The organism is Sphingobium sp., assembly GCF_049304695.1.
Lineage (GTDB): Bacteria > Pseudomonadota > Alphaproteobacteria > Sphingomonadales > Sphingomonadaceae > Sphingobium.
Window position 1 is genome coordinate 1 of record NZ_JBAQOK010000054.1, and the last position, 14,122, is coordinate 14,122.

9 protein-coding genes and 1 pseudogene are annotated in these 14,122 nt (G+C 62.8%); 6 read left to right on the forward strand and 4 right to left on the reverse strand.

Annotated features, from left to right (window positions below):
• Together WA070_RS08180 and WA070_RS08185 are read left to right on the forward strand one after the other, a co-directional pair.
• Positions 1–127 (forward strand): annotated as a pseudogene (locus tag WA070_RS08180) (GntR family transcriptional regulator); the annotation flags it as partial.
• Between the two features lie 266 nt (positions 128–393).
• Complete coding sequence (locus WA070_RS08185; RefSeq protein WP_422633602.1) at positions 394–2,292, forward strand: potassium transporter Kup; 1,899 nt, start codon at positions 394–396, stop codon at positions 2,290–2,292.
• Positions 2,293–2,469: 177 nt separating this feature from the next.
• Here the strand turns inward: WA070_RS08185 and WA070_RS08190 are convergent, their stop codons facing one another.
• The 3 genes from WA070_RS08190 to WA070_RS08200 are packed head-to-tail and all read right to left on the reverse strand — an operon-like array spanning position 2,470 to position 4,914.
• Positions 2,470–3,486 (reverse strand): SMP-30/gluconolactonase/LRE family protein, encoded by a 1,017-nt coding sequence (locus WA070_RS08190; RefSeq protein ID WP_422633603.1) that lies wholly within the window; start codon positions 3,484–3,486, stop codon positions 2,470–2,472.
• Entirely contained in the window at positions 3,483–4,586 is a 1,104-nt protein-coding gene (locus tag WA070_RS08195) for a Gfo/Idh/MocA family protein (protein WP_422633604.1), read from the reverse strand. Before WA070_RS08195 ends, WA070_RS08190 begins: the two co-directional genes overlap by 4 nt.
• Before the next feature lie 31 nt (positions 4,587–4,617).
• Positions 4,618–4,914 carry a response regulator transcription factor gene (locus WA070_RS08200; RefSeq protein ID WP_422633605.1) on the reverse strand — a complete coding sequence of 99 codons (297 nt, stop codon included), beginning with the start codon at positions 4,912–4,914 and terminating at the stop codon, positions 4,618–4,620.
• A gap of 316 nt (positions 4,915–5,230) precedes the next feature.
• Here WA070_RS08200 and WA070_RS08205 point away from each other — a divergent pair, with 316 nt between their 5' ends.
• Positions 5,231–6,577: a GntP family permease gene (locus tag WA070_RS08205; RefSeq protein WP_422633606.1), complete on the forward strand. Its 1,347-nt coding sequence runs from the start codon at positions 5,231–5,233 to the stop codon at positions 6,575–6,577.
• A gap of 43 nt (positions 6,578–6,620) precedes the next feature.
• Complete coding sequence (locus WA070_RS08210; protein WP_422633607.1) at positions 6,621–7,298, forward strand: FadR/GntR family transcriptional regulator; 678 nt, start codon at positions 6,621–6,623, stop codon at positions 7,296–7,298.
• A 10-nt stretch (positions 7,299–7,308) separates the two neighbouring features.
• Here WA070_RS08210 and WA070_RS08215 read toward each other — a convergent pair whose 3' ends face one another.
• Complete coding sequence (locus tag WA070_RS08215) at positions 7,309–7,854, reverse strand: gluconokinase (RefSeq protein WP_422633608.1); 546 nt, start codon at positions 7,852–7,854, stop codon at positions 7,309–7,311.
• Positions 7,855–7,985: 131 nt separating this feature from the next.
• Here WA070_RS08215 and WA070_RS08220 point away from each other — a divergent pair, with 131 nt between their 5' ends.
• Both WA070_RS08220 and WA070_RS08225 read left to right on the forward strand, forming a co-directional pair.
• Positions 7,986–11,009: a glycosyl hydrolase family 28-related protein gene (locus WA070_RS08220; RefSeq protein WP_422633609.1), complete on the forward strand. Its 3,024-nt coding sequence runs from the start codon at positions 7,986–7,988 to the stop codon at positions 11,007–11,009.
• A gap of 136 nt (positions 11,010–11,145) precedes the next feature.
• Complete coding sequence (locus WA070_RS08225) at positions 11,146–14,112, forward strand: TonB-dependent receptor domain-containing protein (RefSeq protein WP_422633610.1); 2,967 nt, start codon at positions 11,146–11,148, stop codon at positions 14,110–14,112.
• Positions 14,113–14,122 lie beyond the last annotated feature (10 nt).

The following is a 14,122-nucleotide window of genomic DNA, read 5'->3' on the forward strand; positions in this document are numbered from 1 at the left end:
CCGCAACCCCATCCCAGACCATGTCCGCGTCTACGACGCCATCGCCGCCAGCGACGGACAGGCCGCAGCCGACGCCATGTCCGCCCTCGTCGACCTCGCCCTCGAAGACACCGCAAGCGCCATGTAATATTCACCCTGTCGAGAGGGCGACACTCCTCCGTCACCGCCCCTCGTCCCACGCCGACACCAGCAGCATCAGCCCGACGATCCGCAGGACGACCTGCGCGCCCCTATGTTCATGCCACTCACTCATGACGACGCCTCACCGCAAGAGGCATATCGATATCGCGCCCGATCCTATGCAAATCCTATGCGCATGCCCAAAAGCGTCTATGGAAACAAAATGCGCCTCTGTGCGATAGGGGGCGTCCACCAGAACGGACAGGACCATCAATGAGCGATCAACCGGGCGCAGTGCCTGCCCATGGCGACGGCGCGCACGGCAAATTGCCCGTCCTGGCTCTGGGCGCGCTCGGCGTCGTCTTTGGCGACATCGGCACGTCGCCTCTCTATGCGCTCAAGGAAAGTTTCGTCGGCCACCATCCGCTGACCGTCGATGCCGATCATATTTTCGGGGTTCTCTCGCTCATATTCTGGACGATGACACTGCTGGTCACGTTCAAATATGTGTTCATCGTCATGCGCGCGGACAATAAGGGGGAGGGCGGCAGCATGGCTTTGCTCGCCCTGATCTCGCGCAAACTGGGCGACACGAAATGGACCCCGGCGATCGCGATGCTGGGCGTATTGGCGACCGCACTTTTCTATGGCGACGCCATCATCACCCCTGCCATGTCGGTGCTGTCGGCGGTTGAAGGGCTCACGGTGGTCGATAGCCGCTTTGCGTCCTACGTCCTGCCGATCGCGATCGTCATCCTGATCGGCCTGTTCGTCATCCAGAAACATGGCACGGCCAAAGTCGGCGCGCTGTTCGGCCCGATCATGATCGTCTATTTCCTTGTGCTGGCCCTGCTGGGCGTGTTGAACCTGATCCGGCACCCCGCAATCATGGGCATCGTCAATCCATGGTGGGCGATCCATTTCTTCCTGCTCGATCCCAAGCTCGCGTTTCTGGCGCTCGGTTCGGTGGTCCTCGCCGTGACGGGGGCAGAAGCGCTCTATGCCGATATGGGCCATTTCGGGCGCAAGGCGATCAGCCTCGCCTGGCTTTACGCCGCCTTCCCCTGCCTGCTGCTCAATTATATGGGCCAGGGCGCGTTGCTGCTCGACAATCCCGCCGCCGTCGCCAATCCCTTCTTCCTCCTCGCGCCGGAATGGGCGCGACTGCCGCTGGTGATCCTCGCCACCATGGCCACCGTCATCGCCAGTCAGGCAGTGATTTCCGGCGCTTTCTCCGTCACGCAGCAGGCGGTGCAGCTTGGCTTCCTGCCCCGCATCCGCATCGCGCATACCAGCGCGTCGGCGGCGGGCCAGATCTACGTGCCGCTGGTCAACTGGGCGCTGCTCATCTTCGTCCTGCTGCTGGTCGTCGGCTTCAGATCGTCCAGCAACCTCGCCGCCGCCTATGGCATCGCAGTGACTGGCACCATGGTCATCACGGCCTGCATGATGGGCGTGCTGACGTTCAGCGTATGGCGCTGGAACCCCTGGCTCGCTGGCGCGACGACGGGCCTGTTCCTCCTGATCGACGGCGCCTATTTCGCGTCGAACGCGACCAAGATCCCCGACGGCGGCTGGTTCCCGCTACTGGTGGCGGCCGTCACCTTCGTGGCATTGACGACCTGGGCGAAGGGGCGGGCGATCATGCGCCATTATCTCAACGAAGGTGCGATGGAGGTGCCGCTCTTCATCAGGTCGGTGTCCCAATCGCTCAAGCGTGTGCCCGGCACCGCGATCTTCCTGTCCTCCCGAGTCGAAGGCGTGCCCCCCGCGCTGCTCCACAACGTCAAGCATAACAAGGTGCTGCACGAACGGATCATCATCCTGACGGTCGAAACGCAAAGCGTGCCGCATCTCCCGCTTACTGGCCGGGCGGTGGTGACGAACTGGGGCGAGGGCTTCTATCGCGTGGTCTGGCGGCACGGCTTCATGGAAGAAGTCGATATTCCCGTCGCGATGAAATCCATCGACGGCTGCGGCGGGGCGATCAATATCAGCGACACCAGCTATTTCCTCAGCCGCCAGACGCTGATCGCGTCGGAAAAGCCGGGCATGGCGATCTGGCGCGAAAAACTCTTCGCCTGGATGATGCGCAACGCCGAAACGCCGATGGAATTTTTCAAGCTGCCCACCAACCGCGTGGTCGAACTGGGGTCGCAGGTCGAAATCTGACCCTCTGTCACGAAATCGGCGCCATTTTCTATTCTCTTCCGTCACCCTGAACTCGTTTAGCTGCGCTGGCCTTCGGCTCAGGGTCCATTTCGCCTCATGAACGGACATCGGTGGGGCGCAATGGATGCTGAAATAAATTCAGCATGACGCGGGATTTTGCCCAAGGGATAGCTCTCCTCACCCCCGCGCCAGCAACGGCACGACCGCCAGCCTGTCCGAAGACGTCAGAAACAGGCTGGTCCCATTCCGCCCAAAGCAGCAGTTGGCAACGGACTTGCCCGTCCCCACAATCCCCAGCAACGCCCCCTCCGGCGTCAATATATGCACCCCGCCCGGCCCCGTCGCAAAGACATGCCCGTCCGGAGCGACCTTGATCCCGTCGGGCAGGCCGGGCAGGCCTTCGCTGCGCTGCGGGCGCATGTCATGGAACAGGCGCTGCCCGGTCGGCATGCCCTTGGCGTCCAGCGTATAGGCGCGCACTTCGGGCTGCTTCTCATCCGACAGGGCCAGATACAGCGTGCGGCCATCGGGCGACAGCGCCACGCCATTGGGCCGACGATGGCTCCCGTCCAGCAACGTCACCGTGCCGTCCGGCGTCAGCGCATACAGCCCGTTCTGCGGCTGTTCGCGCAGCGACGACGCATCTCCATCGGCAAAGCCATAGGGCGGGTCGGTGAAGTAGATCATGCCTGATCTGGCGATGCACAGGTCGTTGGGGCTGCTGAACCGCTTCGATTGAAAGCGATCGGCCAGAATCGTGCGCGCTTTGGTCCGCAGGTCGATCCGCACGATCGCGCGCGTCCCGCTATCGGCGGCAACCAGATGGCCGTTCCTGTCGATGGCCAGACCATTGAGACCCGCTTCGCGCACCCTCGCTGGCATCGCGCCTTGCAGGCCGGACGGCGACAGAAAAGGCTGCGCGCCTTTTCCCTCCTGCCAGCGATAGACGATGTTGGCGGGCGGATCGCTGAACAACAGATAGTCGCCTCTGGCCACCCACACCGGTCCCTCGGCCCAGCGAAACCCCTCGGCCAGGAACTTCACCGACGCGTCCGGCGCGATGATGCGGTCCAGCGCCGGGGACAGGCGGCTGATGCTGCCCACCGGAACACTGCTCGCTGCCGTCGCGCGTGCAGCTACCGCCGCAACCGGCATCGCGGCCATCGACGCCAGCAACGTTCGGCGACCGATCATGCCTTGATCCTGACGCTCGTCCCCTGCGCGGCCGACTTATAGATCGCCTCGATCACGCGCATATCGGCCAGCCCTTCCTCGCCAGGCACGATCGGCGTGCCACCCTTCAATATACATTCGGCCAGATGATCGAGCTGCCCGGCAAACTGGTTCTTGGCAGGGGCAGGCAGGGTGCGCGGCGCCACGACGCCATCCTTGCGGATCGTCATCGTCTGCCCCTCATAGGGAGTCGCCGGGTCCATATCGATCCACCCCTGCGTGCCGGTGACGCGATAGCTGTTATGGCTCGAACTATAGCTGGATATGCAATTGGCGATGATGCCCGATGGAAAGCGCAGCAGAAAGCTGATCCGGTCCTCGACCGTCCTGAATCGCGGGTCGGATCGATCGGTGGACTCGACCGCGCTGACCTCCACCGGCTCCTCCCCGGTCAGGTAGCGGGCTGCGTTCAGGCTGTAGATGCCGATGTCCATCATCGATCCGCCGCCCGACAGCGGCCGGTCCAGCCGCCACTGGCCCGCCCTGATCGGAAAGCCATGCTCTGCGGTAATGAAACGCGTCGGGCCGACATGCCCGCTGCGCGCCAGGTCGATGGCCAGCCGGTTATACGGCTCGAACCGTGACCGATAGCCTATCATCAGTTTCTTGCCCGCCTTCTTGCACGCCGCGATCATCGCCTCGCAATCCGCGACAGACGTCGCCATCGGCTTTTCGCACATCACATGCTTGCCCGCCTGCGCGGCGCGAATGGCGTACTCGGCGTGCAGGCTGTTGGGCAGGATGATATAGACCGCATCGATGTCGGGGTTGTCGCGGATGCAGTCGAAATCCTTATAGCTGTAACGGTGCGTGGCCGGGACGCCATATTGCGCGCCATAAGTCTCCAGCTTGGCAGGCGTGCCGCTGACCAGCGCCACGATGCGGGCATGGTCGCATCCGGCAAAGTTGGGCATGATCTGGCGCGTGGCATAGGAACCCAGCCCGACGATTGCATAGCCGATCTTGCGCGACGGCGCGGCGCTCGCCCGCGTGGCCATGCCCGCCAGCATGATGCCGGCGCCCACGCCGCCCAATATGTCACGACGCGATCCGATCACCATGCCTAGTCTCCTGCGAATATATTGTTATGTGTTAGTCCGCGACACGCCCGATCGCGGGACGCAGCCAGCCCAGATTGCGGGCGGCAATGGCCGCCTGCGTCCGGTTGCGGACGTTCAGCTTGCGCATCAGGGCGGTCATGTGAACCTTGACCGTGGCTTCGGCTATGCCAAGTTCATAGGCGATCTGCTTGTTCAGCAACCCCGAATGAACGCAGCGCAGCACCTTCATCTGGGTGGGCGTCAGGACGGGCGTGTCGTTCGGCCTGGCTGATTGATAGCGAAAATCCAGCTGATCGAGACTGTCGTGCAGATCCAGCGCGATGTGCATCCTTCCTCTCCCTGTGCGATCCATATGGGGGCGCACCGGAACATCGGAACGCGCGATTGGATTCGTTAGCGCTAACGATAAGGCGATTAGTCAGACAGGTTCAAGCCAAAAATGCGATATACGACCCAATAAGTCTAGGAAGTCGTAAAAATTCGATATATCTGTCTAACAGATATGATGTCGTATCGGCCTGAACCGACCGACATCGCATGGTGAGGGAGGGGATAATGATGACGTTAACATCCATGCCGCTATGGCGCAGACCTGTGGTCCTCACTCTGGAAATTGCGCCGCCCTTCCATGGACCTGTGGCGCGATGACCCCGGCGGATTATCGGCTCGTCCTGGCGGCCGTCATCGGCATTGCCCTGTCCATCTTCCTCATCATCCGGGGGCGACTCCATCCCTTCGTCGGCCTGCTTTGCGGCGCCTTCACCGTCGGCCTGATCGCGGGCCTGCCGATGGAGGAAACGGCCAAGGCGGTAGAAAAGGGCGCAGGCGCGATTCTCGGCGGCACCGGTCTGGTCGTCGCGCTGGGGCTGGGCCTTGGCGCGATGCTGCAACTGTCCGATGGCGCTGGCGGCATGGCCCGCGCCGCGCTGCGCCTGTCGGGGGTGAAGGGCGCGCCCTGGGCCAGCCTGTTCACCGCGATCGTCATCGGCCTGCCGCTCTTCTTCGAAACCGGCCTTGTCCTTCTCCTGCCGATCGTCGCCTCCGCCGCCGCCGCGCTGCCTGCGGGGCAGAATGGCGACACCGCCAAGCTGCGCCTGATGCTGCCTGCACTGGCGGGTCTGTCGGTGGTCCATGCGCTCGTCCCGCCCCATCCCGGCCCGCTGCTGGCGGTCAACGCGCTGGGTGCCAATCTCGGCCTGACCCTCGTCTATGGCCTACTCATCGGCATCCCGACCGCGATCATCGCGGGGCCACTGCTCGCCCGCTTCACTGCGCCCGGCGTCAAGCTCAGCCCACCCTTGCTCGACCCGGTGAAGGTCGATGTCGCCACCCCCTCTGTCGCCCGCGCGCTAACCGCCGTGCTGCTGCCGGTGGTGTTGATCGCCGCCGGGCAGGCGGTCGCGCTGCTGCCCCCGGCCGTGGCCGTGCATTTCCATTGGCTCAGCTGGGTCAGCGATCCGGTGGTCGCCCTGTTGGTCGCCGTTCTCGCCGCCCTGCCGCTGCTGTTTGGCCGTCGCATCACCGACCGCACGATCCAGAACGCAATCTGGACCGAAGCGATGACGCCTGCAGGCGGCATCATCCTGGCGATCGGTGCTGGCGGCGCGCTTAAACAGGTGCTGGTGACGGCTGGCCTGTCGGACATGCTGGTGCGGATCGCCGATGGCGGCGCGGTGTCGCCGCTCATCCTTGCCTGGGGCGTGTCGGTCTGCATCCGTCTGGCGACAGGCTCGGCCACCGTGGCGACGATCACCACCGCTGGTGTGATGCAGGGGCTGGTCGCGGCGTCGGGGGTGGAACCGGAATGGATGGTGCTGGCCATCGGCGCGGGATCTTTGTTCTTCTCCCACGTCAACGATCCCGGTTTCTGGCTGGTCAAAAGCTATCTTGGCACCGATATGCCCGGCACGTTCAAGACATGGTCGATCATGGAAACCGTCGTCGCGATCGTTGGCTTGCTGTTCGTCCTGCTGGCAAGCAGCATCTTATAATCGGGGGAGTGATCATCATGCCATGCGACACTCGGCCATACCGATGAGCCAGACCCGGCTGTCCGACCATGCCTATGCGGCCATCGTAGACATCATCAAGTCCGAAGGACTGGAGGTCGGCGCGCGCCTGCCCTCGGAAGTACGGCTGGCCGAAATGTTCGGCGTATCGCGCGCCATCGTGCGCGAAGCCCTCATGCGGCTGGCGTCGGACGGCATCACGGCGGCGCGGCGCGGCGCGGGGTCTTTCGTCAAGAGTCGCCCGTCGGAACGGCTGGCCATATTCATGTCCTCCACCGAACTGCCCACGACCTTGGGCAGTTACGAGGTCCGTTTCGTGCTGGAAGCCGAAGCGGCCCGGCTCGCCGCCATCCGACGGACGCCGCAGGAAATGGCGCATGTCGAGGAAGGCATGGAGCTGCTGCGTGCGGCATTGCTGTCAAGCCAGCCGGCCCATGGCGAGGATATGGAACTGCATCGCCGCATTGCCGAATCGACGGGCAATCCCGCTTTCCTCATCGCCTTTGATGCACTGCACGCCGATGTCGACAAGATCATGCGCGCTGGTGTCGATATCAGCCGTTCACGCCCGCCAGAAGTGATCGCGACCATGCTGCGCGAACATGAACAGATCGTCGATGCCATACGTGCGCAGGATGGAGAGGGTGCGGCGCTCGCCATGCGCTGGCATTTGTGGGAAGGGCGGCGGCGGCTGATGCCGTAACGCTGTTCCTTCAGCGCAGCCAGTCCAGAACCCGACCACACAGGTCCGTGGGCGGAGCGTCGGCGGTCAGGATCAGCGCGCCCTCGTCCGCGCACGGGCGCTCCAGCGTCGCCAGCTGGCTGTCGAGCAGGCTGGCGGGCATATAATGACCCGGCCGGTTCTGCAGCCGCGCCAGCAACTCGTCCCGGCTATTGTCCAGCAGGACGAAACGCACCGGCGCACCGATCCGGTCGCGCAGCCGATCGCGATAGGCCCGGCGCAATGCCGAGCAGGCCGCCACTGCCACGCCATGCGTCTGGATCGCCGTCACGCTGGCCTGCGCCAGCCGGTCGAGCCATGGCCAGCGATCCTCGTCCGTCAACGGATGGCCGCCACGCATCTTGTCCACCGCCTCTGGCGCATGAAGACTGTCTCCTTCGAGGAAAGGGCAGCCAAACCCGTTCGCCAGCAATGCGCCCAGCGTGGATTTGCCGCAGCCGCTGACGCCCATGACGATGACAGCCAATGGTCGGGGCAAGGCAGGATCGATGGGCGGCAAAGCGGCGTCCCTTGGCAAGACAGGAGGGTACAGCTCGCTATACCGGCGCTGCCATGGCCATGAAAACTACGACCTTTGTCGCAAGTGCCAAAGCCTGTGCCGCCCTCTAGCCTTGCGACCGACGAATATCCTTACAAGGAAGGGCGACTATGATCGGACGCAATATGATGGCGGCTTTGTTGGCGGCGACCATTTTGGCAGCACCAGCCGCCCTCGCAGCGCCCTCGGTCTTTCCGGTCGCGCCCGACGAACCTACCGCGATCACCGTAAAGGCGACAGGCGATGGGCGCTCGGACGACAGCGCCGCGATCCAGCAGGCGCTCGATCAGGCGCGCGACAAGACTGGCCACGGCATCGTCTTCCTGCCGTCCGGCACCTATCGCATCAGCCAGACCCTGGTCGTGCCTGCTGGCGTGCGCGTCTATGGCGTCGGGCCGACCCGCCCGGTCATCCTGCTCGGCGCGCGTACGCCCGGCTTCCAGAAGGGCGTATCGACCATGATCGTCTTTGGCGGCGGCGATCAATATCGGGTCGGGAAAGTGCCGGTCCCGGTGCCCACGATAGTCCCCCGCGACAAAGTGGTGCGCGACGCCAATTCGGGCACTTTCTATTCGTCGATGAGCAATGTCGATATAGAGATCGGCGCGGGCAATCCGGCTGCGGCGGGCGTGCGCTTCCGCATGGCCCAGCATGCTTTCCTCAGCCATATGGAGTTTCGCCTGGGGACCGCCTTTGCCGGTGTCTATCAGGCGGGCAACGTCATGGAGAACGTTCATTTCCAGGGCGGCCGCTATGGCATCGTCACCGAAAAGACCTCGCCCGCCTGGCAGTTCACATTGATGGATTCCAGCTTCGATGGACAGAGCATGGCGGCCATCCGCGAACATGAAGTCGACCTGACCCTGGTCAATGTCGCGATCCGCAATACGCCGGTCGGAATAGAGATCGATCGCGGCTATAGCGACAGCCTGTGGGGCAAGGATGTCCGCTTCGAAAATGTGTCGAAGGCAGGCGTCGTCATCTCGAACGAAAAGAACGTCTTCACCCAGATCGGCTTCGACAATGCGCTGGCGGTCAACAGCCCGGTCTTCGCTCGCTTCCGCGACAGTGGCAGGACGATCGACGGCAAGGGCAAGGCCTATAAGGTCGCATCCTTCTCGCACGGACTGGCGATCCCCGATCTTGGCCATACCGGGGACTATAAAACGCAAGCGGATGTACAGTCGCTCCCCGCCATGCCCGCTCGCCGTGCGCCAGCTATCCGCGACCTGCCCGCCATGGCCGACTGGGTTAATGTCCGTTCGCTGGGCATCATGGGCGACGGGAAAGCGGACGATACCGCCGCCATCCAGAAAGCGATCGACAGTCACCGCATCCTCTATTTCCCGGTCGGCTTCTACAAGGTGACGAACCGTCTGACTCTGCGGCCCGACAGCATCCTGATCGGCCTGCACCCCGCCATTACCCAGCTTTACATTCCCGACGAGAACCCGGCCCATGCCGGTCTGGGACCAGTGCTGCCGATTCTGGAAAGCCCCAAGGGCGGCGATAATATCCTTTCGGGCCTTGGCCTCTTCACCGGTCGGGTCAATCCCCGCGCCTCCGCGCTGCTGTGGCGGTCGGGCGAAACGAGTCTGGTCGAGGACGTCAAGATCATGGGCGGCGGCGGCACGCCGACTGCGGATGGCAAGATGCTGGGCACCCTGCGCGTGCATGCTGGCGATCCCATCACGAACGGGCGGCTGGACGCTCAATATCCCAGCATCTGGGTCACCGACGGCGGCGGTGGCACTTTCGCCAATGTGTGGAGTCCCAACAGCTTCGCGCAATCGGGCCTGCACATCACCAACACCAGCACGCCCGGCCATGTCTATGAAATGTCGGTCGAACATCACGCCCGCAACGAAATCGTCCTCGACAATGTGCAGAATTGGGAATTCCTGGCGCCCCAGACCGAACAGGAAGTCGATGATGGTCCCGACGCCATCTCGCTCGACATCCGCAATTCCAAGAACCTGCTGTTCGCCAACTATCACGGCTATCGCGTGACCCGCACCTACGCGCCGGAAAAGAGCGCGGTCAAGCTGACCAACTCCAGCGACATCCGCTTCCGCAATGTCCACATCAACGCCGAAAGCGGCTTTGCCACCTGCGACGACGAAGGCTGCGGCACCTTCCTGCGCGCCAGCAAATATCCGTTCGACAATGCGATCGAGGATGTGACGGGCAAGCGCTTCGTGCGGGAACGCGAATTTGCCAGCCTCGACATCGGCGCGGCGGATCGCACCATCCCGTCCGTATCGCCCAGCAGCACGCCGGTGGAAAAGCTGGAGGACGGCTTCTGGTCGATTTCCGGCGCGGCAGTGGACGCGCAGGGCGCGCTCTACTTCATCGACCGCCGGTTCCAGCGCATCCATCGCTGGAGCGAGGGCAAGGGGCTGGAAATCGTGCGCGATCAGGCGCTCGATCCGGTCAATCTGGCCATCGACGGCTCGGGCCATCTGCTCGTGCTATCGTCGCTGGGACCAAAAGCGGGGGTTTATTCGATCGACCCGAACGGCCCGCCCGACCAGATGACACTGATCCAGCCGACGCCGGTGAGGGCGAAGCGCGCGGCAAAGACGCTGCTGCCGGTCAACTGGTGGAACAATGGCGAATTCAGGGACCAACTCGACCCCAAGACCTATGAGTTTACGACGCTGGCGCAAATGTTCGCCCGCGACGCTGGCACGCCCAAGGCCCGCGAATATGTCTCTCCCGATGGCAGCCTGTCGCTACCCGCTTTCCGCACATGGCAACAGGGACCGACCGACCATGTCGGCTGGCGCTGGTCGGACAGCCTGAACGCCAATGGGCTGATCGGCGGCAAGGCGGGCGAACGCCTGTTCGTCACCAACGGATCGGCGAATATTACCTACAGCGGCACGGTCGGCGCGGGCGGCACACTGACGAACCTCAAACCCTTCACCAATCGGGGCGGCGAAAGCGTCGCGGTGGACGGGCAGGGACGCGTTTATGTCGCGAATGGCCAGATCTTCGTCTACGACGCGGGCGGCAAAGAAACAGGCAGGATCGACGTGCCAGAACGCCCCTTGCAGATCCTGTTCGGCGGCGCGGACAAACGGACGCTGTTCATCCTGACACACCACGCGCTGTACGCCGCCAAACCCTGAAAAACCGCCTGCCTACCGCATCTACGACCTATGTCGTAAGTGCGGCGGGGGCAGGCACAGGCTAATGTAAAAACAATCGCCCATCATGCGGCGTGACGGCTCTGGGAGGGGCCGTCGACATAAGAGGGGAAGATCAATGAAAGCGACGATCGCAATCCATCGCCACTTGGCTGGCGTCAGCCTCGCTGCGATAGCTGCCTTTGGCCTCACCGGCCCGGCCCATGCGCAGGCTGCACCGCCGCAGGCCGTTACGCCACAAGCGCAGACCGATGAAGCGTCCACCCCGCGTAACGCCGACATTATCGTCACCGGATCGCGCATCACCACCAGCGGTTTCAACGCCCCCACGCCCACCACGGTGATCGGCGAAGAACAGATCGCCAACAATGCGCAGCCCAATATCTTCACCACAATCGCGCAGTTGCCCTCGCTTCAGGGATCGACCGGCGCGTCCACCGGCACGTTCAGCACGTCGAGCGGCCAGCAGGGTCTCAGCTCCTTCTCGCTCCGTGGCCTGGGCGCGATCCGCACCCTGACACTGCTCGACGGCCAGCGCGTCGTCGGCGCGAACGTGACGGGCGTGCCGGACATCAGCATGTTCCCGCAACTGCTGGTCAAGCGTGTGGATGTCGTGACTGGCGGCGCCTCGGCATCTTATGGCTCTGATGCGGTCGGTGGCGTCGTCAATTTCATCACCGACACGCATTTCGAAGGGTTCAAGGGCAACATCCTGGGCAGCATCACCAAATATGGCGATGACGAAACCGCGCTGGTGCAGGCGGCCTATGGCAAGGCGTTCATGGACGATCGCCTGCATGTCGTGCTGAGCGGCGAATATGATCATGAAGGTGGCGTAGGCGCGGGCGATTTCGGCACGGATCTGGCCGGTAGCCGCGACTGGTATCGTGCAACCACGCTGATGAATACGGGACAGACCAACAATGGCCTGCCGCAGTTCAACTATCGCGACTTTGCCCAGCCCTATCAATATGCGCGCTATGGCCTTATCAACAACGGCCCGCTTCAGGGAATTGCCTTCGACCAGAATGGCGCGCCCTATAATTTCAACTATGGGTCGGGCGGCCAGCCGACCGGGACGGGCGCTGTCACCAACTGCTATCGGGGCAACAGCTTCTGCGAAGGCGGCGATCTGTCCGGTGCGCCCGGTTCGGGCGCCTCGCTCAAATCGGCGCTGGAGCGCATCAACGGCTATGGCCGGATCGGCTATGACTTTGCCGAAAACAACGAAGCCTATGTCACGGTCAACATTGCGCAGGTCAAGACCAGCAACCAGCCCAGTCCGGGGTATAACCGCGCCAGCCTGACGGTGCAGTGCGCCAACCCCTACCTGCCGCAGCTGGTGCGCGACCGGTGCGCCACGGCGGGCATCACCCAGTTCGGCTTCGGGTCAAGCAACGGGTCTTTCCCCGATACAAAAGTTCATACCGACCGTCGTCAATATCGCTTCGTCGGTGGGTTGAAGGGCAAATTTGGTCTGGGCGGGACCGACTGGAACTATGACGCCTATTATGAACATGGCATAACCATTTCCGATATCCGGGTGCAGGACATCGTGCTCCAGAATCGCTATGTCGCGGCGACCAATGCGATCACGCTCAACGGGGCGATCGTCTGCGCTGATCCGGCTGCTCGCGCCGCCGGTTGCCAGCCGATCAACATTTTCGGTGGTGCTACGCCATCTTCTGCGGCGCTTGCCTATGTCGCGCCGCATGAAAATGGGCCGTTCCAGCATACCAAGCTGACTCAGGACGTCGCCAGCATCAACTTCTCGGGCAATCCGTTCGAACTGTGGGCCGGGCCGGTGTCGGTCGCCTTCGGTGGCGAATATCGCCGCGAATATTACCGGGTAAACGCCGATCCCTATGGCGCTGGCGTGTCCGCACTCAGCCCCAACAGCCCGCAATATCCGGCAGACCCTCTGCTCAATTCCACGCTGGGCAGCAATTGGGCGGCGGGCAATTACAAAAACGGCAACGGCAAATATGATTTGTACGAAGGGTATCTCGAAATCGATCTACCCCTGTTCAACAGCGATTCGATCGGTCGCGCTAACCTGAACGCGGCCGGGCGCGGCACACATTACAGCACGTCGGGAACGGTCTGGACGTGGAAGGTCGGCGGCACCTGGGACACACCACTCAGTGGTCTGCGCCTGCGTGCCGTCACATCGCGCGACGTGCGTGCGCCCAACCTGTCGGAACTGTTCGCCGCGCCGACGGTCACGACGCTGCCGAATTTCAACGATCCCTTCCGCAATCAGGCGGTGCAGGTGTTCCAGAACACGATCGGCAACACCAACCTGAAACCGGAAGTCGCGCGCAATACCGAACTGGGCGTCGTACTGGCACGCCCGGATTGGCTGCCGGGCCTTAGCCTCTCGTTCGATTATTATAACATCAAGCTCAGCGGCGTGGTTTCCAGCCTCTCTCCGGACCAGATCGTTCGCTTCTGCTTCGAAGGCAATCAGGCGTTCTGCGGCGGGTTCCAGCTGGATGGCGCACAGGGCACCAACTTCGTTAACGTCCAGCCCTTCAATCTTGCGTCATGGAAAACGAGCGGCTTCGACATCGAGGCCAGCTATCAGTGGCAACAGCCGCTGGGATTGCCGGGCAGCTTCACCGTCCGCGCGCTGGCAACGCATATCCAAAAGTTCATCGTTAGTGCAGGCATTGCCGGCGTCGATCCGGTCGATCAGGCGGGTGCCAACACTGGTGCTACGCCGGACTGGAAATGGCTGGCCGTGCAGACCTATGATAGTGGACGGTTCAGTCTGACGGTGCAGGAACGCTGGATCAGCGATGGCGTGTTCGGCAACCAATATGTGGTCTGCCAGTCGGCCTGCCCCGTATCGACCGGCAACCATCCCACGATCGACCAGAACAAGATGAAAGGCGCATTCTATGTCGATGTAGGCGCGTCGTTCAAGATCCGCGACAATATCTCTATCTATGGGAAAGTGGACAATCTGTTCGACAAGGACCCGGTCGCCGCGCCCCAGACCAATACCGGACTGGACGTCAATCCGGCTCTATATGACACATTGGGCCGCATTTATCGCGCAGGTGTCCGTTTCAACTTCTGATCTTTCTTTA